This window comes from Methylobacterium crusticola (genome assembly GCF_003574465.1).
GTDB lineage: Bacteria > Pseudomonadota > Alphaproteobacteria > Rhizobiales > Beijerinckiaceae > Methylobacterium > Methylobacterium crusticola.
Window position 1 is genome coordinate 1 of sequence record NZ_QOWC01000041.1, and the last position, 22,004, is coordinate 22,004.

The 22,004-nt window shown below is 73.4% G+C and carries 19 protein-coding genes and 1 pseudogene; 12 read left to right on the forward strand and 8 right to left on the reverse strand.

The features are described from left to right. Window positions 1-217, forward strand: a pseudogene (locus DT057_RS17140) (glutamine--fructose-6-phosphate transaminase (isomerizing)); the annotation flags it as partial. 97 nt (window positions 218-314) lie between these two features. Here the strand turns inward: DT057_RS17140 and DT057_RS17145 are convergent. The 3 genes from DT057_RS17145 to DT057_RS37240 form a co-directional block, all read right to left on the reverse strand. Further along, window positions 315-1,196 (reverse strand): beta-keto acid cleavage family enzyme, encoded by an 882-nt coding sequence (locus DT057_RS17145; RefSeq protein WP_128563320.1) that lies wholly within the window; start codon window positions 1,194-1,196, stop codon window positions 315-317. 88 nt (window positions 1,197-1,284) lie between these two features. Next, window positions 1,285-2,043: an SDR family NAD(P)-dependent oxidoreductase gene (locus tag DT057_RS17150; RefSeq protein WP_128563321.1), complete on the reverse strand. Its 759-nt coding sequence runs from the start codon at window positions 2,041-2,043 to the stop codon at window positions 1,285-1,287. A 73-nt stretch (window positions 2,044-2,116) separates the two neighbouring features. Then, window positions 2,117-2,968 (reverse strand): IclR family transcriptional regulator, encoded by an 852-nt coding sequence (locus DT057_RS37240; RefSeq protein ID WP_128563322.1) that lies wholly within the window; start codon window positions 2,966-2,968, stop codon window positions 2,117-2,119. A gap of 285 nt (window positions 2,969-3,253) precedes the next feature. On the opposite strand from DT057_RS37240, the gene DT057_RS17160 reads away from it, so the two are divergent. The 5 genes from DT057_RS17160 to DT057_RS17180 all read left to right on the forward strand — a co-directional run bounded on the left by DT057_RS17160 (window position 3,254) and on the right by DT057_RS17180 (window position 8,408). Continuing rightward, a complete protein-coding gene (locus tag DT057_RS17160) occupies window positions 3,254-4,492 on the forward strand; it encodes a branched-chain amino acid ABC transporter substrate-binding protein (RefSeq protein ID WP_128563323.1) in 1,239 nt (412 codons plus the stop codon). 130 nt (window positions 4,493-4,622) lie between these two features. After that, complete coding sequence (locus DT057_RS17165; protein WP_128563324.1) at window positions 4,623-5,576, forward strand: branched-chain amino acid ABC transporter permease; 954 nt, start codon at window positions 4,623-4,625, stop codon at window positions 5,574-5,576. Next, window positions 5,573-6,907, forward strand: a complete 1,335-nt coding sequence (locus DT057_RS17170) for a branched-chain amino acid ABC transporter permease (protein ID WP_128563325.1) — start codon at window positions 5,573-5,575, stop codon at window positions 6,905-6,907. Before DT057_RS17165 ends, DT057_RS17170 begins: the two co-directional genes overlap by 4 nt. Beyond that, the gene (locus DT057_RS17175) at window positions 6,904-7,656 is read left to right on the forward strand and encodes an ABC transporter ATP-binding protein (RefSeq protein ID WP_128563326.1); all 753 of its coding nucleotides are present in this window, start codon (window positions 6,904-6,906) and stop codon (window positions 7,654-7,656) included. Before DT057_RS17170 ends, DT057_RS17175 begins: the two co-directional genes overlap by 4 nt. Further along, window positions 7,653-8,408, forward strand: a complete 756-nt coding sequence (locus DT057_RS17180) for an ABC transporter ATP-binding protein (RefSeq protein ID WP_128563327.1) — start codon at window positions 7,653-7,655, stop codon at window positions 8,406-8,408. Before DT057_RS17175 ends, DT057_RS17180 begins: the two co-directional genes overlap by 4 nt. An 8-nt stretch (window positions 8,409-8,416) precedes the next feature. On the opposite strand, the gene DT057_RS17185 is transcribed toward DT057_RS17180, so the two are convergent. Together DT057_RS17185 and otsB are read right to left on the reverse strand one after the other, a co-directional pair. Next, a complete protein-coding gene (locus tag DT057_RS17185; RefSeq protein ID WP_128563328.1) occupies window positions 8,417-8,839 on the reverse strand; it encodes an FKBP-type peptidyl-prolyl cis-trans isomerase in 423 nt (140 codons plus the stop codon). A 162-nt stretch (window positions 8,840-9,001) separates the two neighbouring features. Continuing rightward, window positions 9,002-9,754: a trehalose-phosphatase gene (gene otsB / locus DT057_RS17190; RefSeq protein ID WP_128563329.1), complete on the reverse strand. Its 753-nt coding sequence runs from the start codon at window positions 9,752-9,754 to the stop codon at window positions 9,002-9,004. Between the two features lie 371 nt (window positions 9,755-10,125). Here otsB and DT057_RS17195 point away from each other — a divergent pair, with 371 nt between their 5' ends. The 4 genes from DT057_RS17195 (at window position 10,126) to DT057_RS17210 (ending at window position 15,088) form a co-directional block, all read left to right on the forward strand. Continuing rightward, a complete protein-coding gene (locus DT057_RS17195; RefSeq protein ID WP_128563330.1) occupies window positions 10,126-11,439 on the forward strand; it encodes an FAD-dependent oxidoreductase in 1,314 nt (437 codons plus the stop codon). A gap of 128 nt (window positions 11,440-11,567) precedes the next feature. Further along, window positions 11,568-12,041 carry a DUF427 domain-containing protein gene (locus DT057_RS17200; RefSeq protein ID WP_128563331.1) on the forward strand — a complete coding sequence of 158 codons (474 nt, stop codon included), beginning with the start codon at window positions 11,568-11,570 and terminating at the stop codon, window positions 12,039-12,041. A 272-nt stretch (window positions 12,042-12,313) separates the two neighbouring features. Beyond that, complete coding sequence (locus tag DT057_RS17205; RefSeq protein WP_203236299.1) at window positions 12,314-14,287, forward strand: putative bifunctional diguanylate cyclase/phosphodiesterase; 1,974 nt, start codon at window positions 12,314-12,316, stop codon at window positions 14,285-14,287. Window positions 14,288-14,458: 171 nt separating this feature from the next. Continuing rightward, entirely contained in the window at window positions 14,459-15,088 is a 630-nt protein-coding gene (locus DT057_RS17210) for a metallophosphoesterase family protein (RefSeq protein ID WP_238313936.1), read from the forward strand. Between the two features lie 71 nt (window positions 15,089-15,159). Here the strand turns inward: DT057_RS17210 and tkt are convergent, their stop codons facing one another. The 3 genes from tkt to DT057_RS17225 all read right to left on the reverse strand — a co-directional run bounded on the left by tkt (window position 15,160) and on the right by DT057_RS17225 (window position 19,904). Then, entirely contained in the window at window positions 15,160-17,241 is a 2,082-nt protein-coding gene (gene tkt / locus DT057_RS17215; protein WP_128563332.1) for a transketolase, read from the reverse strand. Between the two features lie 25 nt (window positions 17,242-17,266). Then, complete coding sequence (locus tag DT057_RS17220) at window positions 17,267-19,147, reverse strand: glycoside hydrolase family 15 protein (protein ID WP_128563333.1); 1,881 nt, start codon at window positions 19,145-19,147, stop codon at window positions 17,267-17,269. Window positions 19,148-19,238: 91 nt separating this feature from the next. After that, on the reverse strand, window positions 19,239-19,904 hold the full coding sequence (locus DT057_RS17225) for a hypothetical protein (RefSeq protein WP_128563334.1): 666 nt from the start codon (window positions 19,902-19,904) through the stop codon (window positions 19,239-19,241). Window positions 19,905-20,060: 156 nt separating this feature from the next. On the opposite strand from DT057_RS17225, the gene DT057_RS17230 reads away from it, so the two are divergent. Together DT057_RS17230 and DT057_RS17235 are read left to right on the forward strand one after the other, a co-directional pair. Continuing rightward, a complete protein-coding gene (locus DT057_RS17230) occupies window positions 20,061-20,681 on the forward strand; it encodes an ANTAR domain-containing response regulator (protein WP_128563335.1) in 621 nt (206 codons plus the stop codon). Continuing rightward, the gene (locus DT057_RS17235) at window positions 20,678-21,682 is read left to right on the forward strand and encodes a CmpA/NrtA family ABC transporter substrate-binding protein (protein ID WP_128563336.1); all 1,005 of its coding nucleotides are present in this window, start codon (window positions 20,678-20,680) and stop codon (window positions 21,680-21,682) included. Before DT057_RS17230 ends, DT057_RS17235 begins: the two co-directional genes overlap by 4 nt. The last annotated feature ends 322 nt before the right edge of the window (window positions 21,683-22,004 follow it).

The following is a 22,004-nucleotide window of genomic DNA, read 5'->3' on the forward strand; positions in this document are numbered from 1 at the left end:
CCGCGGCGGCCGGATCGTGCTGATCGGCGACGCCCGCGGCGCCGACGCCGCCGGCCTCGACACGCTGGCGACGCTGATGATGCCCGACCTCGACCCGGTCGTGGCCCCGATCGTCTACGCGGTGCCGGTGCAGCTCCTGGCCTACCACACCGCCGTGGTGCTCGGGAAAGACGTCGACCAGCCGCGCAACCTGGCGAAATCCGTCACCGTGGAGTGAGCCCGGGCGCGCCGGCCCCGGCGCGCGCCTCCCCGGGTGCGCCGGCGGGAGCCGGGCCCGGGGCCGCGCCGGGATCTGGTGCGCGGAGGCGGCCGCCTCAGCGCGGCGCGATCCCGAAGATCGCCCGCGCCTCCGCCGGGCTCGCGGGGGCGCAGTCGAGATGCGCGAGCAGCGACACGGCCTTCTCGACCAGGGCCGCGTTGCTCGGCGCGAGCTGCCCGCGCGCCAGGTAGAGGTTGTCCTCGAGCCCGACCCGGACGTGGCCGCCGGCCGTGGCGGCGAGGGCCACCATGGGGAACTCGGCCCGCGCGATGCCGAAGCCCGACCACACCGCGTCCCGGGGCAGCCGGTCGCGCATCTGCAGCAGGGTCTCGGGGGTCGCGGGCGCCCCCCAGGGGATCCCGAGGCAGATCTGGAACAGGGGCGGGGAGGCGAGGTGGCCCTCCGCGAGCAGGTGCCGGGCGAGCTCGATCTGGCCGAGGTCGAACACCTCGATCTCCGGCTTGGCGCCCGCCGCCGCGATCCGCGCCGCCATCGCCCGCAGGTGGGCCGGCGTATTCATGAAGGCGTGCTCGCCGAAGTTCATGGTGGCGACGTCGAGGGTGCAGAGCTCGGGCCGCAGCGCGCCGACGTGACGGGTGCGGACCTCGGGCGAGGCGAGCGTGGTGCCGGCACCCGCCACCGCGGGGTCGGGCTCGCCCGCCACGTACCGCCCGCCCGCGCCCGTGGTGAGGTTGAGGATCACGTCCGCGTCGCGCTCGCGGATGCGCTCCACCACCTCGCGGTAGAGGGCGAGCTCCATGCTGGGCCTGGCGGTCTGCGGGTCGCGCACGTGGATGTGCACCACCGCGGCCCCGGCCGCGGCCGCCTCCAGGGCCGATCGCGCGATGGCCTCCGGGGTCACCGGCACCGCGGGGTTCTTCGACGGCGTGTCGAACGACCCGGTGAGGGCGCAGGTGATCACGGTCTTGCGGGACATGGCAGGTCTCCCCGGGTTGGGATCGATCGGGCGAGGGGGTCGTCCCGGCGGCGGGCCGCCGCGGCCCGGCGGGGCGCGGCGCGAGCCCTCACGTCGCGCCGCCGTCGACCACCAGGGTCTCGCCCGTCATGTAGGCGGCGCCAGCGGCGAGGAAGAGCATCGCCTCGGCGATGTCCTCGGGCCGGGCGAGCCGGGCCAGCATGGTGCGGGCCAGGGTGTCGTCCTTGCGCTCCTGCGGCCAGCCGTCGGTCCAGGGCGTCTGCACGAGCCCGGGGGCGACGGCGTTGACGCGTACGTCCGGCGCCAGCGCCCGGGCGAGGCTGCGGGTGAGGTTGACGAGCCCGGCCTTGCTCGCCGAGTAGGCGATGCTCGAGCCCCGCCGCCCGAGGCCCGCCACCGAGGCGGTGTTGACGATGGCGCCGCGGCGCGCCCTGAGGGCGGGGGCCGCCGCCCGGGCGCAGCGGTAGGGACCGATGAGGTTCGTCGACAGGATCGTCTGCCAGAACTCCTCCGTCATGGCGTCGAGGTCGGTGAACTCGATCGGCTGGAGCGAGGCCGGGGTGCCGGCGTTGTTGAGGAGGACGTCGAGCCCGCCGAGGGCGTCGGTCGCCGTGGCGACCAGGGCCTCCGCCTCGCCCGGCACCGCGACGTTCCCGGCCACCGCCCGGACCTGGAGGCCCTCGGCCGAGAGGCGCGCCGCCGCTTCGGGGCCCCGGGCGTCATCGGGGAGGTGGTTGAGCGCCACGCTCCCGCCGCAGCGGGCAAACAGCGTCACGGCCGCGAGCCCGATGCCCGAGGCGCCGCCGGTGACGAGGATACAGCGCCCGCGCAGATCCGCACTGATCATGGGTGTTTCCGCCCTGCGAAATGGTGTTTCACGCAACCTGACAGGGCCCGGCGGAGGTGTCCAGAGCCGGGCCCTAATCGACGATCCCGAGGGCCCGCATCCGCCCGATCGCCGCGATCAGCTTCGGGCCGGTGTCGCCGCGCAGGACCTCCTCGGTGAGCAGGAAGGCGGGGCCGCTGACGTTGAGCGCGAAGGCGCCGCGGGCGCCGGGACTGTGGATCGGGGCCGCCACCGCGTTGACGTCGGGGTGCCAGACGCCGACGCCGACGCAGTAGCCGTGCTCGGCGATCTCCCGGGCGCAGCGCAGGAAGGTCCGCTCCAACTGCGGCCAGCCCGCCCCGCTGTCGCGGCGCAGGCGCGCCAGGAGGGGGGCGCGCTGCGCCTCGTCCATGCCCGCGAGGGTCGCCATCCCCATGGCGCTGCGGGCGAGGGGCAGGCGGTAGCCCACCTCGCTCGACAGGGTGATGCGCTGTCCCTGGCCGCGCCAGAGCTGGACGTAGACGCTGGAGAGCCCGTCGAGCACGCCGAGCGCCACGTGCGCCTGCACCGCGGTCGCGAGGTCCTGGAGGTAGGGCTTGGCCATCTGCGGGAACGAGTTCTGGCGCAGGAAGGCCGCGCTCAGGGCCAGCACCGCCGGGCCGAGGCCGTAGCGCTCCCCGTCCTCCCCGTGCACGAGGTAGCCGAGGGTGAGCAGCGTGTGCGTCAGGCGCGAGACCGTGGGCTTGGGCAGCCCCGTGCGGGCCGCGATCTCCCGGTTGCCGAGCATCTCGGCGGCGTCCCGGAAGGCGCGCAGCACCTGGAGGCCGCGGGCCAGGGCGGTGACGAACTGGCGGTCGCCGTCCTGCGCGTCGCCGTCCGCCGGCGTCGGCGCGGTAGAAGTGCGGCCGCGCTTGCCGTCGCGGGCCACGGCGATTGCCTGTGCCATGGTCTCACCCATCCGGTCGCAGCACGGGAGGCGCCCGGTTCCGCGGCCACCGTGACGGCGTCGCGCGCGATCGGCAACCTGTTTCGCGATGCGGATCGCGATTTCGCGTCTTGACCGCGCCCGAGCCGGCAGGCAGGGTCCCCGGCAGGCGCAGGGCCCGAGCCTGCCGAGGCCGGCGGGCCCGACGTCCCGCGGCCGGCCCGGCGGCATCGACGACCCGCCCGCGACGCCGAAGAACGGCGCGCCCGAGGAACAACGGGAAACGCCCATCCGGAGGAGGACGCCTTGGTCAAGACACTCGCGCGCATCACGGCCGCCGGCCTCGTGGCGCTGGCGGCCGGCACCGCGCTGGCCGCGCCGATGAGCCTGAAGATCGCCTTCGTGGACCCGCTCTCGGGCGGCGGCGCCAGCACCGGGGAGGCCGGGCTCCGGACCTTCCAGTACATGGCCGAGCAGCTCAACGCCAAGAACGCCGACCTGAAGCTCGAGGTCACGGGCTACGACAACAAGCTCAACCCGCAGGAGAGCCTCGTCCAGCTCCAGAAGGCGATCGATTCCGGCGCCCGCGTCGTGGTGCAGGGACAGGGCTCGGCCGTGGCAGCCGCGCTCGTCGACTTCGTCGGCAAGTACAACGACCGCAACCCGGGCAAGGAGGTCGTCTACCTCAATTACGCGGCGGTCGACCCGGCCCTGACCAACGCGAAGTGCAATTACTGGCACTTCCGCTTCGATGCCAATTCCGACATCAAGATGAACGCGCTGACCAACTACATCAAGAACAAGCCCGAGGTAAAGAAGGTCTACCTGATCAACCAGGACTACTCGTTCGGCCAGGCGGTACGCAGCGCCGCCCGGGCGATGCTGAAGGAGAAGCGTCCGGACGTCCAGATCGTCGGCGACGAGGTGGCGCCGCTGCAGAAGGTCACGGACTTCTCGCCCTACGTGGCCAAGATCAAGGCCTCGGGCGCCGACACCGTGATCACCGGGAACTGGGCGCAGGACATGGCGCTGCTGCTCAAGGCGGCGGGGGATGCCGGGCTCCAGGCGAACTTCTACACCTATTACGGCGGCGGCGCCGGCGGGCCGACGGCGATCAAGCAGGCCAACCTCTCGAACCGCGTCTTCCAGATCGCCGAGGGCTACGCCAACATCCCGTACCCGCCCGGGCACGAGTTCGAGAAGGCCTTCCGGGCCCGGATCGGCCAGGAGCTGACCTACCCGCGGGTGGTCAACCTGATGAACATCCTGGCCAAGGCCGCCCTCAGCGCGAAGTCCGTGGACCCCAGGAACCTCGCCAAGGCGATGGACACGATCCACAACGACACGATGTACGGCAAGGACAGCTTCTTCCGGCCGGACGACCACCAGATCTTCCAGCCGATGTACATCTCGCGCTTCGGCCCGGTGGACACCGCGAAGGACTTCGACGCCGAGAACACCGGCTGGGGCTGGACCGGCGACGGCGAGGTCAGTGCCCAGGACAGCCTGTTGCCGACGACCTGCAAGATGGACCGGCCGAGCTGAGGCGTCGGCCCGGCGCCCCGCTCCCCCGGGCGGGCGGGGCCCGCGGATCATGGGTCCGGCGCCCCGCAGCCGGGCCCCGGCGCCGCGGCGCAACGCGCCCGCCGACAGGACCCGCCCACGGAGGCACCCGGTGCTCGAACTCGTCATCGTCTCGACGCTGAACGGCGTGCTCTACGGCATGCTGCTGTTCCTCATGGCGAGCGGCCTGACGCTGATCTTCAGCATGATGGGCGTGCTCAACTTCGCGCATGCCAGCTTCTACATGCTGGGCGCGTTCTTCGGCTACCAGATCAGCCGCTTCACCGGCTTCTGGGTCGCGCTCGTCGCGGCGCCGGTGCTGGTGGGCGGCCTCGGGGCGCTCGTCGAGCGCTACGGCCTGCGCAACGTCCACCGCCACGGCCACGTGCCGGAGCTGCTCTTCACCTTCGGCCTCGCCTACGTGATCGAGGAGGTGGTGCAGATGGTCTGGGGCAAGCTGCCGGTCGACTACCGGGCGCCGGCGATCCTCGACTTCCCGGCCTTCACGATCTTCGGCACCAACTACCCGGCCTACAAGCTGTTCATGCTCGTGATCTCGGTGGCGATCTTCCTGTGCCTGCTGGCGGCGCTGACGCGGACCCGGGTCGGGCTGATCATCCAGGCGGCGCTGACCCACCCCAACATGGTGGCGATGCTCGGCCACGACGTGCCGAAGGTGTTCATGCTGGTCTTCGGCGTCGGCACCGGGCTCGCCGCGGTGGCGGGCGTCATCGCCGGGCCGGCGCTCGTGACCCAGGCGAACATGGCGGGCCTGCTCGGGCCGATCCTGTTCGTGGTCGTGGTGGTGGGGGGCCTCGGCTCCCTCACGGGCGCCTTCGCGGCCTCGCTCCTGATCGGGCTCGTGCAGACCTTCGCGATCTCCCTCGACGTCTCGGCCGCGAGCCTGTTCCAGGCGCTCGGCATCGCGGCGGCGCCCTCCGGGGGCGTGCTGGGCGATCTGTGGAACGTCACGATCGCGCAGATCGGGCCGATCATCCCCTACATCCTGCTGGTCCTCGTGCTGATCGCGCGGCCGACCGGCCTGCTCGGGAACCGCGAAGCATGAGCGACCTCGCCGACGCCGCGCCGGCCGGATCCGGCTGGACGACGGCCCAGCCGGGCCGGGCCTCGATCCGCCCGAGGTCCGGGAGCCTCGCCGGGCAGGCCGTGCCCTGGCTCGTCGCGGCGGCGATCCTGGCGGGCGCCCCCCTGGTGCTCACCAGCGGCACCGCGCTGACCATGATGAGCCTGATGGGCATCATGATCGTGTTCGCCCTGTCCTACAACATGCTGCTCGGCCAGACCGGGCTCCTGTCCTTCGGGCACGCGGTCTATTACGGGCTCGGCGCCTTCTTCACCGTGCACGCCATGACGGTCGTGGCGCAGAACCGCCTGCCCGTGCCCCTGCCGGTGATGCCCCTCGTGGGCGGCCTCGCCGGCCTCGTCTTCGGCCTCGCCTTCGGGGCGATCTCGACGCGGCGCGCCGGCACGGTCTTCGCCATGATCTCCCTCGGCATCGCCGAGCTGGTCTCGTCCGGGTCCAACATCCTGCGCAGCTTCTTCGGCGGCGAGGAGGGCATCACCACCAACCGCACCAAGATGCTGCGCGTCCTCGACCTCAACTTCGGGCCGCAGATCCAGGTCTACTACCTGATCGCGGCCTGGTGCCTGCTCTGCGCGCTGCTGATGTACGGCATCACCCGGACCCCCCTCGGGCGGCTCTGCAACGCCGTGCGGGAGAACCCCGAGCGGGTCGAGTTCCTCGGCTACGAGCCGCAATCGGTCCGGATCGCGGCCTTCAGCCTCTCGGCCCTGTTCGCCGGGATCGCCGGGTCCCTGGCCGCCATCAACTTCGAGATCGCGAACTCGGCCTATCTCGGCGTGCACCAGTCGGGCGTGGTGCTGCTCGCGGCCTTCATCGGCGGCATCGGCCACTTCGTCGGCCCGGTCGTCGGGGCCGTGGTGGTGACGCTGCTCCAGGTCTCCCTGAGCGACCTGACGGAGATCTGGCAGCTCTATTTCGGGCTCCTGTTCATCGCCATCGTGATGTTCGCGCCCGGCGGCATCGCGGGGCTCGCCCTGATGCACGGGCCGCTCCTGCGCGCCGGGACCGCCCACCGGCTGGTCCCGGCCTACCTCCTCGCCCTGGTGCCGTTCCTCGCCCTGACGGCCGGCCTCGTCGCGCTGATCGAGATGGCGTTCCGGCTCCTCGTCAAGGCCGGCGAGGGCAGCGCCATGACGCTCGCCGGCCTGCCGGTCGACGCCGCCACGCCCCTGCCCTGGCTCGTCACCGGGGCGATGGCGCTCGGCGGCGGGCTCGCCCTCCGGGCGGTCCGGCCGCGGGTGGCCGCGGCCTGGGACGAGGCGGCCGCGGCCGCCAAGGAGGCGCGCCCATGAGCCCCCCGGCGATCGCCCTCGCGGGCCTCACCAAGAGCTTCGGGCCGGCCCGGATCATCAACGGCGTCGACCTCACGGTGCCGGTCGGCGAGCGCCATGCCATCATCGGCCCGAACGGCGCCGGCAAGTCGACGCTGTTCCACCTGATCTCCGGCCGCTTCGCGCCCACGAGCGGCACGATCCGGCTCGAGGGCACCGACATCACCGGCTGGAAGCCCGCGGCGATCAACAGGGCGGGGCTCGCCCGCAGCTTCCAGGTCACGAACATCTTCCCCAAGCTCACCGTGTGGGAGAACGTGCGCTGCGCCGTGCTGCGGGCCATGGGCTACCGGCCGCTGTTCTGGCGCAGCGTCGAGGCCCTGCCGGGCGTGGCCGAGCGCACGGAGGAGATCCTGCGCAGCATCCGCCTCGGCCACCGGGCCTCGCTGGCGGCGGGCCTGCTCGCCTACGCCGAGCAGCGCGCCCTCGAGATCGGCATCGCCATCGCGAGCGACGCCCGGGTCATCCTGCTCGACGAGCCCATGGCGGGGATGAGCCACAGCGAGAGCGAGCACGCGACGCAGCTGATCCGCGAGGTCACGAGCGGGCGCACGCTGCTGATGGTGGAGCACGACATGGCGGTGGTGTTCGGCCTCGCCGACCGCATCTCGGTGCTGGTCTACGGCCGCATCATCGCCACCGACACGCCCGAGCGCATCCGGGAGAACAGGGCCGTGCAGGAAGCCTATCTCGGGGTCGCCGCCGCATGAGCGCCCTCCCCGACACCCGCCCGCCGCCCGCCGCGGCCCCAGCCCCCGCCCTAGCCCTCCTGGAGGTCGAGGACCTGCACGCCTTCTACGGCAAGAGCCACATCCTCCAGGGCGTGAGCTTCCGGGTGGGGGAGGGCGAGATCGTCTCGATGCTCGGGCGAAACGGGGTCGGGCGCTCCACCACCCTCAAGGCGATCATGGGCGACGTCGCGCCCCGCGGCACGATCCGCTTCAAGGGCCGGCCCATTGCCGGCCTGAGGCCCTACGCGGTGGCCCGCCGCGGCCTCGGCTACGTGCCGGAGGAGCGGGCGATCTTCCCCAAGCTCACGGTGCGGCAGAACCTGGCGTTGGGCGAGAAGGGCGGCGCCCGGTCCTCGCGCTGGGCCTACGCCGACATCTTCCGGCTGTTTCCCCGGCTGGAGGAGCGCATCGACACGCCCGGCGGCGTGCTCTCGGGGGGCGAGCAGCAGATGCTCACCATCTGCCGCACCCTGATGGGCGACCCCGACCTGATCATGATCGACGAGCCGACCGAGGGGCTCTCGCCCCAGATGGTGACGCGGGTCGGCGACATGATCGCCGAGATCGCGGCCCGCGGCGTCGCCGTGCTGCTGGTGGAGCAGAAGCTCACCATCGCCCTCAAGCTGTCGCAGCGCCTCTACGTCATGGGGCACGGCCACGTGGTGTTCGAGGGCACCCCCGACGCGCTCCTGGCCAACGAGGCCGTGCGCCGGGAGTGGCTCGAGGTGTGAGGGGCGCCTCAGCGCACCCCGAGGAGCTCGACGTCGAAGAGCAGCGTGGCGTTCGGCGGGATGACGCCGCCGGCGCCGCGGGGGCCGTAGCCGAGCTCCGGCGGGATCACGAGCGTGCGCTTGCCGCCGACCTTCATGGTCGAGAGGCCCTCGTCCCAGCCCCGGATGACCTGCCCGGTGCCGACCGCGAAGCTGAAGGGCTGCTTGCGGTCGTGGGAGCTGTCGAACTTCGCGCCCTTCTTGCCGGCCTCGTAGAGCCATCCGGTGTAGTGGACGTTCACGGTCTGCCCGGCCTTCGGCTGCGCGCCGGTGCCGACGACGTCGTCCTTGTACTGGAGGCCCGAGGGTGCGGTGACGAAGGAATCGGCGGAGGCTGAGGCGGTCATGGCGATCGTGAGGGCTCCGGCAAGGATGAAGGGCGAACGGTGCATCGCGGGGATTCGTTCCTGTTCTCTACGGATGGCCGGGTTAGAGCATTTCGGGGCGCGGTGGAATGGCGGCGTCCGCGCGGGCGCGCGGCAACCCGCCCGGGGAGGCCGCCCGGAGGAGGCCGCCCGGGGACTTCGTCTCGCGCCGGCGCCCCCGCCGGGGCGTCAGGCCGGCGGCAGGCCGCCCGGATCGAGGGCCGCGCCCCCGGCCCAGGCCAGGAGCACCCGGCGCACGTCGTCGGGGGCGTCGAGGCGGTGGTGGGCGATGGTGTCGCCGGCGCCGACCCGCACGCTGACGCCGCCGTCCCGGTTCACCGCCGCGAAGGCCTTCTCGTCGGTCAGGTCGTCGCCGAAGAACAGGGCCCGGCGCCCGGCATAGGGCGGCGCCTGGAGGAAGGACCGGATGGCGTGGCCCTTCGTGGCGTCGGCCGGCAGGATCTCGGCGACCGCCTTGCCGTGCTGGAGCCGGTAGGCGCTCCCGAGCCCCGCCGCGACCCGCTCGATCTCGTCCCGGGCCCGCACCGCGTCGGCGGGCGCGGCGAGGCGCCAGTGCACCGCGACCGAGCAGCCCTTGTCCTCGATCAGCACCGCGTCGAGCCCGGCCACGGCCTGCCGCAGGACGCCGACGCCGGCCCGCAGGGCCGGGTGCGCCCCGGGCTCGCAGCCGACGACCCGGTCGCCGAGGCGCTGCTCGACCCCGTGCAGGCCGCCGACGTCGAAGCGCTCCGGGGCGAGGAAGCCGTCGATCACGGCGATCGGCCGCCCGGTGATCACCGCGAGGGCCCCGCCGAGCCGCGCCCTCAGGCGCGTCAGGGCCGGCGGCAGGGCCGGCGGGACGCGGACCGCGTCGGGACGGGGCGCGATGTCGACGAGGGTGCCGTCGAAGTCCAGGAACAGCGCGAAGGCGGTGTCGGTCACGGCTCGGTTCTCCGTCGGGTCCCGGCGCGAGGGGTGACCCGCGCCACCGCTTAAAGCCGAACCCGGCCGGAACGCAAACACCCGCCGCGGCGCCCCGCCGCGGGTCGCGGGCCGCGCGGCGCCACGGCGGCGGGATCCCTGCGTCGCGACCGCGCCCGGCTTGTTGCGAGGCCGCAACAGCTCCGGTGTTCCCGGGCGCTTCTCCGCCGCCGCGGGCCGTGCTCCGCTTGCAACCTGCAGATGCGTCACGTCTACTCGCGGCGCCTGGAGCGGCCGCGCTGTCCAGGGCCGGCGCTCCGGGCCGGGGCGGCCCCGCCTTCCGGGCGAGCCCGCGCCGCGATCCCGGCGCCGCGACGCAGTGAGCACGGTGCATGGGGACGACGCGGCCCGGCGAGGAATCCTACGATGCCGTGGTCCTGGGGGCCGGCGTCAGCGGCCTGACGGCCGCCGCCCACCTGGCGCGAAGCGGCCGGTCCGTCTGCCTCCTGGACACGTATCCGGAGCCGGGCGGGAACCACCTGTCGTGGCACGTCGGCGGCAGCACGTTCGACATCGGCTCGATCTTCTTCATGTCCGACAATCCGCTGTTCGCGATCTTCCCGGCGATGCTGGATCGCTGCGTCCCGATCGACTGGACCATCCAGCGCGTCACGCCCGACAACAGGATCTCGCGCTACCCGTTCGATCTCCGGGACGACCTGATCTCGCGCAGGCCGGCCGACCTGCTGCGCATCGCGCTCGACGTCTCGCTCCACAAGGCGCGGCCGCGCGCACGCGCCTCCGCGGACGACTTCATCCGGTACTACCTCGGCACGATCATCCCCCGGCAGACCGGTCTCATCCACTACTTCAATCGGTTCTACGGGCTGGCGCCGAGCGAGATCAGCTACGACTTCGCCGAGAGGCGGATGGACTGGATCTCGCAGAACGCCGGCGTGCGCGCCCGGATCAGGCACCTCGTGCGCCCGCGGCGAGGCGGGCGCGAGGCGCGCCCGCGCTACGCCGTCGCCCGCCCGCGGGACGGCTTCGCGGCCATGTACCGGGAGGCCGTCCGGCAACTGGCCGAGAGCGGCGTCGTCACCCGGTTGCAGGCTCCCCTGCGCTCGGCCCGGCGCCGGTCCGACGGCTTCGTGCTGGACACCGCCGACCGGCGGGTCTCCGGCACGCGCCTGATCAGCACCATCCCGCTCCGGCGGGCGGCCGACCTGTTCCGCCTGTCGCTCCCCGAGGACGAGGCCCCCCGGTCGACGGCGCTGCTCACCCTGTTCTGCCACTTCCGCGGACGCAGGAACTTCGACGCGCTCATCCTCTACAACTTCTCGGCCACCGGCCCGTGGAAGCGCCTGACGATGCACTCGGACTATTACGGCAGGACCGGCACCTGGGAGTATTTCAGCCTCGAGATCGTCGAGACGACGACCGCTTCGGCGCCCGAGGCGCAGTTCCGGAGGTTCAAGGACGACATCCAGGCCTCCGGCCTGTTCGACGGAGAGGTCGTGCTGGTGGGCCATGCCCGGACCGAGTTCGCCTACCCGGTCTACGACCACGCCGCCGCCGCGAAGCGGGACAGGCTGAAGCAGGCGCTGGCGGCGCAGGGCGTCGAGTTGATCGGCCGGCAGGGCCTGTTCGAGTACATCCCGGCTTCCGGGCAGGCCGTCAGCCTGGCCCAGGCCGCCCTGGCCTGAGCCGCCGCGCGGGCGCCGGGCGGGGGCGGATGCGAAGATCGGACGCGGCCCGCTCCCCTCGCGACGCGCTATGACGATCGAGCGGGCGCCCGGCCGGGCGTCCGGCGGCGGGTGTGCGGGTGATCCGGATGACGACACGGACCGAGAGCGTGTGGGATTATCCGCGTCCGCCGCGGCTGGAGCCGGTGGGCCGGCGGCTGCGCGTCGTCCTCGCGGGACGCGTCGTGGCCGACACCGAGGCCGGCATGCGCGTCCTCGAGACCAGCCACCCGCCGACCTACTACTTCCCGCCCGACGCCGTCGCGGCCGGGGCGCTCGGGCCCCCGCGCACGGCCGGGATCTGCGAGTGGAAGGGCAGGGCGGTGCTGTTCGACGTCGCGGCCGGCGGCGCGACGGCCGCGCGGGCGGCCTGGAGCTACAAGGAGCCGACCCCGGCCTTCCGGGCGCTCGCCGGCTACGTCGCCTTCTACGCCGGGCCGATGGACGGCTGCTTCGTCGGCGACGTCCGGGTGGTGCCCCAGCCGGGCGGCTTCTACGGCGGCTGGATCACCCCGGACCTCGTTGGGCCGTTCAAGGGCGGCCCCGGCACGGCGGGGTGGTGAGCGGCCTCCCGTCGCGGAAAGCCGGTCCCGCCCCGTTACGGGACGCCGTTGCCCTACGGTCCGCCGCGACGCGCCGGCGCCACGACTGAGCGTTTTTCGCTCAGGCAGCCTCTAGCCTCGGTCGTGCTGAGGCCAAAACGCCCACGTCATTCACCCCTCTGCAATCGAGCTCGCTCGCGTTGCCCGCCGCGGGGTAACTTTTCCTTCAGCGTCCGGTGCGTCTACTTGCGCGGCGGCCATCATGTGATGGGGCCGAGCGGGGTGGGTGCGCGGTGGACAGATTGCACGCCATGATCCGGCCGCTGGTGCCGGCCTCTCCGGAGCCGGCGCTGGCCCAGGCCCAGCTGGCGGCCCTGCGCAACCAGGTCCCCCTGCTGTACGTGATCCTGGCGGTCAACTCGACCGCCGTGGCCTACACCCATGTCGGCGTCGCGCCGGACGCGATCACGATCTATCCGCTCGCCGGCCTGCTGCTGCTCTGCGGCGTCCGCCTGGCGGTCTGGATCAGGCGCGGGGACGAGCCCGTCTCGGACGCGCAGGCGGCGGCCTGCCTGCGGACCACGACCCGCCTCGCCGTGCTGCTCGCGGCGGGGTTCCTGAGCTGGGGCCTGTCGCTCGCCTCCTACGGCGACGCCTTCGCGCAGGTCCACGCGCTGTTCTACATCGCCACCACGATGATCGCCTGCGTGTTCTGCCTGATGCACCTGCGGATCGCGGCCCTGTCGGTGGCCGCGATCGTGATCGTGCCCTTCAGCCTCTGCTACGTCGGCTCGGGCCACGCCGTCCTGACGGCGATCGCCCTCAACCTGCTGATCGTCGGCGGCGTGATGGTGTTCGTGGTGATCGGGTACTCGAGCGACTTCACGCGCCTGATCGGCCAGCGGGCCGAGCTCGAGCGCCTGAGCCGGGAGAACCTGCGCCTGGCCAACATCGACCTCCTGACCGGGCTGCCGAACCGTCGCAGCTTCTTCGCCTCCCTCGACCGGGCGACCGCGGAGGGGCACCCCGACGGGCCGCCGGGCCCGGTGCCGGCGTTCATCGTCGGCATGGTCGACCTCGACGGGTTCAAGCCGGTGAACGACACCCACGGCCACGTCGCCGGCGACGCCGTGCTGCGCGAGACCGCCCGGCGCCTCGCGGCCGTCGCCCGCGAGGGCGACGTGGTGGCCCGCCTCGGGGGCGACGAGTTCGGGCTCATCCTCCGGTGCACGACCGACGCCGCCGCGATCGAGGGCCGGGGCGAGTCCCTCCGGGCCGCCCTGGCCGCCCCCTTCGACCTGCCGAACGGGGCGAGGACGCAGATCGAGGCCTCGATCGGCTTCGCGATCTTCCCGGAGGCCGGCCGCGCCGCGGCGGTGCTGATCGAGCGCGCCGACTACGCGCTCTACTACGCCAAGGCGCACCGGCGGGGGGCCGCGATCCTGTTCACCGAGGAGCACGAGACGCGCCTGCGCACGCAGAGCGTCATCGAGCAGGCCCTGCGGCACGCCGACCTCGACGGCGAGTTCAGCCTGATGTTCCAGCCCCTGGTCGACGTGGCGACGGGCCGCACGGTCGCGTTCGAGGCGCTGGCGCGCTGGACCAGCCCCGCCCTCGGCCCGGTCTCGCCGGCGGTGTTCATCCCGATCGCGGAGCGCTCCGGCCAGATCAACCGGATCACCGAGGTGCTGCTCGCCAAGGCGCTGGCGGCGGTTCACGCCTGGCCCGACCCGGTCGCGCTCTCGTTCAACCTCTCGATGGCCGACATCGCGTCGCCCCAGGCGGTGGCCCGCGTCGTCGCGATCATCCGCGACAGCGGCGTGCCGCCCCGGCGCATCGACCTCGAGGCGACCGAGACCGCGCTGATCCGCGACTTCGCCCAGGCCCAGGGCGTGCTGGCCGCCCTGAAGGCCCTCGGCGTCGGCATCGCGCTCGACGATTTCGGCACCGGCTTCTCGTCGCTCAGCTACGTCCACCGGCTGCCGATCGACAAGCTCAAGATCGACCGCAGCTTCACCAGCGAGGTCGTGCACGACCAGGCCTGCCGGGACATCGTCAAGTCGATCATCGACCTGAGCCGCAACCTCAAGCTCGCCTGCGTGGTCGAGGGCATCGAGACGGAGGAGCAGGCGCGGCTGCTGGAGAGCCTGGGCTGCTTCATCATGCAGGGCTACCACTTCCATCGGCCGATGGGGTTTTCCGACACGTTGCGCTACCTAGAGGGGCAATCGACATCGGCGGGGCCGCGCATCCAGGCGGTCGCCTGACACCGACAGGAGGGCAGGGTGCTGGGCAAGCTGCTGCCGCGCCTCGGGCGGGCACGGCCGGCCTCGGGAGAGGGCGCGCAGGACACGGCGGGCAGGGACGCACCGGCGCGGGAGGACCGGGCGCGGGGCGAGGCGGCGCGGGACGACGCGGTCACCTACGCGGTCGGCGACATCCACGGCTGCGCCGACCACCTCGACGCGCTCCTGAGGCTGATCGAGCGGCACCGGGCCGGACGCCCCCGCCGCCTGGTCTTCCTCGGCGACGCCGTCGACCGCGGCCCCGACAGCGCCCGCGTGCTCGCGACCCTGCGGGCCCTCCAGGCCCGCGAGCCCGACGCCGTGACCTGCCTCATGGGCAACCACGAGGCGTTGCTGCTCGACGCGGTGGCGGGCCGCCGGCGCGACCTCTGGATCATGAACGGGGGCGGGGCGGTGCTGGCCTCCTTCGGCGTGACCGACCCGGCGGCGCTTCCGGCCGAGGTGGTGGCGTGGATCGCCGGCCTCGCGAGCCTGCACGGCGACGTTCGGCGCTGGTACGTCCATGCCGGCCTCAAGCCCGGGGAGCCGGCCCCGGATTCCGACCTCGCGACCCGTCTCTGGATGCGCGAGCCGTTCCTCTCCGCCGACCACGATTTCGGCCGCCACGTCGTCCACGGCCACACCCCGGTGCTGGACGGGCGGCCGGAGGTGCGGGCCCACCGCACCAACCTCGACACGGGCGCGGTGTTCGGCGGCCCGCTCACGGCGGGCGTGTTCACCGCGCACCAGGGTCCGGCGGTGGACTTCCTGCAGGTCGGGTGAGCCTCGCGGCGCTGGGAGCCCGGGCCGCCGCGGGCTCAACCCCGCGGCGGGTCTCAGCCCCGCGCCGGGCCTCAGGCCCGCGTTGTCCGGGCGAGCTGCCGGCGCGCGGCCTCCAGCACCTTCTCGGGCGTGAAGCCGAACTTGGCGAGCAGGTCCTTGAGCGGGGCCGAGGACCCGAAGGTGTGCATGCCCAGGATCGTGCCGGCGCTGCCGGTGTAGCGGTCCCAGCCGATCACCGAGCCCTGCTCCACGGCGACCCGGGCCGTGACGTCGGGCGGCAGCACGCTGTTGCGGTAGGCCTCGTCCTGCTGCTCGAACAGGTCCCAGGACGGCATCGACACCACCCGGACCTTCGCGCCCTCGGCGCTCAGGGTCTCGTAGGCGCCGACGCAGAGCTGCACCTCGCTGCCGGTGCCGATCAGGATCAGGTCGGGCTTCCCGTCGGGCGCGTCGGCCAGCACGTAGGCGCCCTTGGCGACGCCCGCGGCCGAGGCGTATTTCTGCCGGTCGAGGGTCGGGAGCGGCTGGCGGCTCAGGGCCAGCACCGCCGGCTGGTGCTTCAGCCGCATGATCACCCGGTAGACCTCCGCCACCTCGTTGGCGTCGCCCGGACGGAAGGTGAGGAGGCCCGGGATCGCCCGCAGCGCCAGCATGTGCTCGACGGGCTGGTGCGTCGGCCCGTCCTCGCCGACGCCGATGGAATCGTGCGTGAAGACGTGGAAGATCGGCAGTTCCATCAGCGCCGCGAGGCGGATGGGCGGGCGCATGTAGTCGGAGAAGACCAGGAAGGTCGCCCCGTAGGCGCGCAGGCCCACGAGGCCGAGGCCGTTGACGACCGACCCCATGGCGTGCTCGCGCACCCCGAAGTGGATGTTGCGTCCCCCCGGCGTGAACGGCCCCAGGGTGCCGGCCTCCTCGCCCTCGAGCTTCGTCTTGTTCGAGGGCGCGAGGTCGGCCGAGCCGCCGAGCAGCCACGGCACGCGCCGGGCGAGCGCGTTCAGCACCTTGCCGGAGGATTCCCGGGTGGCGAGGCCCTTGGCGTCGGCCGGGAAGACCGGGATGTCGGCGTCCCAGCCCTCCGGCATGGCGCCGTCGAGGTAGGTCGCGAGCTGGCCCGCGAGGGCCGCGTCGCCCGCCTTCACCTCCTCGACGAGTTCGAGCCACTCGGACCGGAGCGCCGCGCCCCGGGCGCCGATGCCCCGGCGGAAATGGTCGTAGACCCCGTCCGGCACCAGGAACTCGGCGTCCTCGGGCCAGCCGTAGGCGCGCTTGGCGCCCTTGACCTCGTCGGGGCCGAGGGCGTCCGAGTGGGCCTTGGGCGTGCCCTGCTTCGTCGGCGCGCCGTAGCCGATCACCGAGTTCACGATGATGAGCGTCGGATGGTCGCTCGATTGCAGGAAGGTCTCGAGGGCGTGCGCCACCGCGTCGGTGTCGTTGGCGTCCGCCACCCGCAGGACCTGCCAGCCGTAGGCCAGGAAGCGGGTCGCCACCTCCTCGCTGAAGGCGAGGTCGGTGTGGCCCTCGATGGTGACGGTGTTGCTGTCGTAGATCCAGCACAGGTTCGCCAGGCGCAGGTGCCCGGCGAGGGAGGCCGCCTCCCCGGAGACGCCCTCCATGAGGTCGCCGTCGCTGCACAGGGCGTAGACGTTGAAGTCGAACAGCGGCCGGTCGCCGTAGGCCAGGTGCTCGCCCAGGAAGCGCCCGCCCATGGCCATGCCGACGGAGTTGGCGACGCCCTGGCCGAGGGGACCCGTCGTCACCTCGACGCCCGTGGTGAAGCCGTATTCCGGGTGGCCCGGGGTGCGGCTGTCGAGCTGGCGGAAGCGCTTGATGTCCTCGAGGCCCACCGCCGGCGCGTTGCCGCCGTCCTTCTCGGCCACCCCGGCGAGGTGCAGGAGGCAGTAGAGCAGCAGCGAGGCGTGGCCGACCGAGAGCACGAAGCGGTCGCGGTTGGGCCAGTGCGGGTGCGCCGGGTCGTAGCGCAGGTAGCGGTTCCAGAGCGTGAAGGCGACGGGCGCGAGGCCGAGCGGCGCGCCCGCGTGCCCGGAATTCGCTTTCTGCACCGCGTCGATGGTCAGCGTCCGGATCGTGTCGATGCTGCGCTGGTCGATCTCGCTGGTGCCGGCCTTCGCCGTCGTGTCCGCTGCGCTCATGGGGGCCTCGTTGATCTTGCGTCGGTCAGGAGGCCGGCGCGCCTCGCGCGGCCTGCGGGTACAGCACGGGACGCTCGCCCGTGTTCCCCTCGGCGTCGGGGTCTCCGCCGCGCTCCTTAGCGGGTCCGCTCGCGCGACTGAAGTTCAGAAGCGTGTTGACCAGCGCGACGTGGCTGAACGCCTGCGGGAAATTCCCGACTTGGCGCCGGAGCGCCGGGTCGTACTCCTCGGCGAGCAGCCCGACGTCGTTGCAGACCGCCAGGAGGCGATCGATCAGGGCGCGGGCCTCCTCGCGGCGGCCGAGCCCGATCAGGTTGTCGGCGTACCAGAAGCTGCACGGCAGGAAGGCGCCCTCGCCGGCCGGCAGGCCGTCCGTGGCCTGATCGTGGGTGTCGTAGCGCAGGATGAAGCCGTCCCGCATCAGGTCGCGGCCGATGGCCTCGACGGTGCCGACCACCCGGGGATCGTCCTGGGGCAGGAAGCCCATATGGGCCATCAGGAGCAGGCTCGCGTCGAGGTCCTTGGCGCCGTAATACTGCACGAAGCTGTTGAGGTCGCGGTCGAAGCCCTTCTCGCAGACCTCGCGGTGGACCTCGTCGCGGGCCGCCCGCCAGCGCGCGATCACGGCCTCGTCGCCCGGCATGCCGCCGTCCCGGCGCTCCTCCGCGAAGCGGACCGCCCGGTCGAACGCCACCCAGGCCATGACCTTCGAGTGCACGAAGTGCTTGCGCCCGCCCCGCACCTCCCAGATGCCCTCGTCGGGCTCGCGCCAGGCCCGCTCCAGGTGCTCGAGCAGGGCGCGGCCGACCCGGACGCCGGACTCGTCGGCCTGCATGCCGCGCTGGTGGGCCTGGAACAGCGCGTCGAACAACTCGCCGTAGACGTCGAGCTGGAACTGCTGCGAGGCGGCGTTGCCGATCCGCACCGGCCGCGAGTTCTCGTATCCCGGCAGCCAGTCGAGCTCGATCTCCGGCAGCAGCCGCTCGCCCGCGATGCCGTACAGGATGTGGGCCTGCTCCGGGCTGCCCGCCACCGCGCGGGTCAGCCAGTCGCGCCAGGCCCGGGCCTCCTCGATGTAGCCCGCATCCATCAGCGCCAGCAGGGTGAAGGTCGAGTCCCGCAGCCAGCAGAACCGGTAGTCCCAGTTGCGCACGCCCCCGATCTGCTCCGGCAGCGAGGTGGTCGGGGCCGCCACGATGCCGCCGGTCGGCCGGTAGATCAGGGCCTTCAGCGTCAGGAGCGAGCGCTTCAGGGCCGCGTCCCAGGGCGTTCCGCCCTGGCAGCGGAGCGACCAGGCGCGCCAGTAATCGGTGGTCGCGGCCAGCACCTTGCGGGGCTCGATCGGCGCCGGGTCCTCCTCGTGCGAGAGGCCGTAGCTCAGCACGAAGGCGAGGCTGCGCCCGGCCTCGACCACGAATTCCGACACCGTGGTGTGGCCGATGCCCTTGAGGGGCGCCTTGGTGCGCAGCACGAGCTTGTTCGGCCCGGCGATCGCCCTGAGGTCGTCGTTCTCGTTGCGGGACACCCACGGGACGGCCGAGCCGTAGTCGAAGCGCACCACGAGGTCCATGCGCATCGGCACGGCGCCGCGCACGCCCTCGACGAGGCGCACGAGGTGGGTGCCGTCCTCGACCGGCATGTAGTCGACGACCCGGACCGCCCCCGCCTCGGTCTCGTGCGTGGTCTCGAGCACGAGCGTGCCGTCGCGGTAGCACCGAGTGGTGCGGGCCGGGCCCGCCGGACCGATGCGCCAGTGGCCGTGCTCGGGCGTGCCCAGGAGGGCGGCGAAGCAGGCCGAGGCGTCGAAGCGCGGCCAGCACAGCCAGTCGACGCTGCCGTCGCGCCCGATCAGGGCCGCGCTGCGCCCGTCGCCGACGAGCGCGTAATCCTCGATGTGCAGCGCCATGGCGGATCCCTGCGCAACCCTCGCGCCGTTAGCTAGAGCGCAGGCCGCGAGGGTCCAACCCCGCCGGATCGCGGACGGGGCCGCCGGCGCCTCAGCGCCGGCCGTCGATGAGGTCGATCATCGCGGCGCCCGCGTCCACGACGCTGTCGCCGAGCGCGACCATGCTCTGCACCACGACCCGGCCGGTGGGCGCGAAGGGCAGCCACGGCAGGCCGGGCAGCCGGCCCCGCCCGGAGGCCTCGGCCGGGGCCGCGCTCGCGGTCCGCTGCGCCGCCGCCTCGGGGACCGGGTCGGGACGAGGCGCCGCCGCGAGCCTGAGCGCCTCGGGCCGCGCCGGCGGCCGCACCCCGGCGAGGGCCGGCACCGCCCGGGCCCGGTGGGCGGAGGCCCGGCGCGGCCCGCCCCGCGCATCTGGCGCGGGCAGGACCGGGGTCGCCTCGGCGGCGGGGGCCGCCAGGCCGGCGATCAGGGGGAATTGCTGCTCGAACTCGACCGGGTAGGGCGCGCGCACCCGGTGGTCCAACCCGTCGGGGGCGGTCCGGAACAGGTCGGCGCCGGGCGGCAGGGGCTGCACGGCGGCCACCTGGCCCGCCGGCGCGCGGGGCGGCGCGTCGCGCCAGTAGAACGAGCCGGCGGCGAGGCAGGCGGCCACGCAGGCGGTCGGGATCAACGGAAGGTAGCCGCGGGAGGTGTCGCCGAGCCCCTGCCCGACCGACCGCCCCGTCCCCGACTTGCGCATCCGACCGATCTCCGGCATCCGAACCTCCCGTATCCCCGATGCGCGAGTGAAGCCGGGGTTTCGGGCCGAAGCGGGGCCATTTCTTTGCCTCTTCGTGTCCGCCCCCGGCCGGCCCCCGCTCCGCCGATCCGCGCGGGCGGGCGCGGCCCGACATTTGCGTGATCCGGCCCCAAGATGTCCGACCGCGCCGCCCCCCCTCCGGCCCCGGCCCCCGGAGAGAGCCTGACCATCGCCGTCGTCGACCCGAGCCGCGCCCGGGCCGCGATCCTGGAGGAGGGCCTGCGCGCGGTCGCGGGCGCGCGGGTCGTGGTGATCCCCGACACCGCCGACCTCCCCGACCGCCTGTCGGCGCTCTCGCCCGACGTGGTGGTGATCCACCTCGAGAGCCCGAGCCGGGACCTCCTCGAGCAGATGTTCGGGGTGTCGCGCCTCGTCGAGCGGCCGGTGGCGATGTTCGTCGACCGCAGCGACACCCCGATGATGCAGGCCGCGGTGGATGCCGGCATCTCGGCCTACATCGTCGACGGCCTGCGGGCCGAGCGCATCAAGCCGATCATCGAGATCGCGATCCTGCGCTTCAACGCCTTCACGCGGCTGCAGCGCGAGCTGACGGAGGCGCGCAACGAGCTCGCCGACCGCAAGCTGATCGACCGCGCCAAGGGCATCGTGATGAGCGCCAAGGGCCTGTCGGAGGACGAGGCCTACAAGCAGCTCCGGCGCAAGGCCATGAACGAGAAGCGCAAGATCGTCGACATCGCCCGCGCCATCGTGACCGCCGCGGACCTGCTCGGATGAGGCTCCAGCTCGGCTACGTCCCGCTCACCGATGCCGCCGTGCTCATCGCGGCCGTGGAGGGCGGGTTCACGCGGGCCGAGGGCCTCGCGGTCGACCTCGTGGCCGAGCCGTCCTGGGCGACGCTGCGCGACAAGCTGGCGCTCGGTCTCCTCGACGGCGCCCACATGCTGGCGCCCCTGGCGCTCGCGAGCCACCTCGGCCTGAGCGGACCGCCGGCCCGGCTCATCGCCCCGGCGGCGCTCGCGCGCAACGGCAACGCCGTCGCCCTCTCGCGGGCGCTGTGGCGGGCGCTGGCGCCCGCCTCGGACGCTCTCGCGGACGTCGCGGGCGCGCTCGGCCGGGTGGCGGAGGCCCGGGCCGCCGAGGGCCGGCCCCTGACGCTCGCGACGGTGCACCCCTTCTCCAGCCACACCTACCAGTGGCGGCACCTGCTGGAGCGGGGGGGCAGCAGCCTCGCGGCGGTGCGGCTCGTGGTGGTGCCGCCCCCCCGCACCGTCGAGGCCCTCGGTTCCGGCCAGATCGACGGGATCTGCGTCGGCGCGCCGTGGGGCAGCATCGCGGTCGAGGCCGGGGTCGGGCGCATCGCGGCCCTCGGCGGCGCCATCGCGCCGGGCTGCCCCGAGAAGGTCCTGGCGCTCTCCCACGAGATGGAGGAGCGCGCCGTGCCGCTGCTGCGGGCCCTGCGCCGGGCCGCGCGCTGGTGCGGCGCGCGCCAGAACCGGGCCGAGCTCGCGGCGCTCCTCGGCGCGCCGCGCCACCTCGGCGTGGATCCGGCGCTGATCGCGCGCGGCCTCTCGGGGGCCCTGCGCCTCGACCCGGAGGGCCCGCTCACGGCCGTGCCCGACCACCTCGTGCTCGGCGAGGCGGAGCTCACCCCCGACCCCGCGGCGCTCTCCTGGCTGCTCGACGAGATGGCGGCGGCCGGGCAGATCGCGCCGAGCGCGGCGGCGCGGGAGGCCGGCCGCGCCCTCTACCGGCCGGACCTGCTGGCGGCCGCCTGAGCCCCCCGGGCGCGGGAGCGCCGGGAGCGGCGCGCCGTCCGCCGGGCTCCGGACCACCCTGGTGCACAATCGAACGGCACCCGAGGCTTTGCCCACGGGGCGGTCAGCCCGCCCACCATTTGTGCACCGCAACGTGCCCTCGGGACGGGCCCCGGGGGCCCGCGGCCAAGCCGTTTCATTGTTCTCGTTCCAACCACTTACGCGATGCCCCCGGCACTTGGCACGGAACCTGCTCACTCCCTCCGCGCCCGTCAGCGTCGACGGGCCATGACCGTCAGCAGAGCCGCTGACCCGAGTTCCCCTGTCGGGTGCCGCGCGGCGG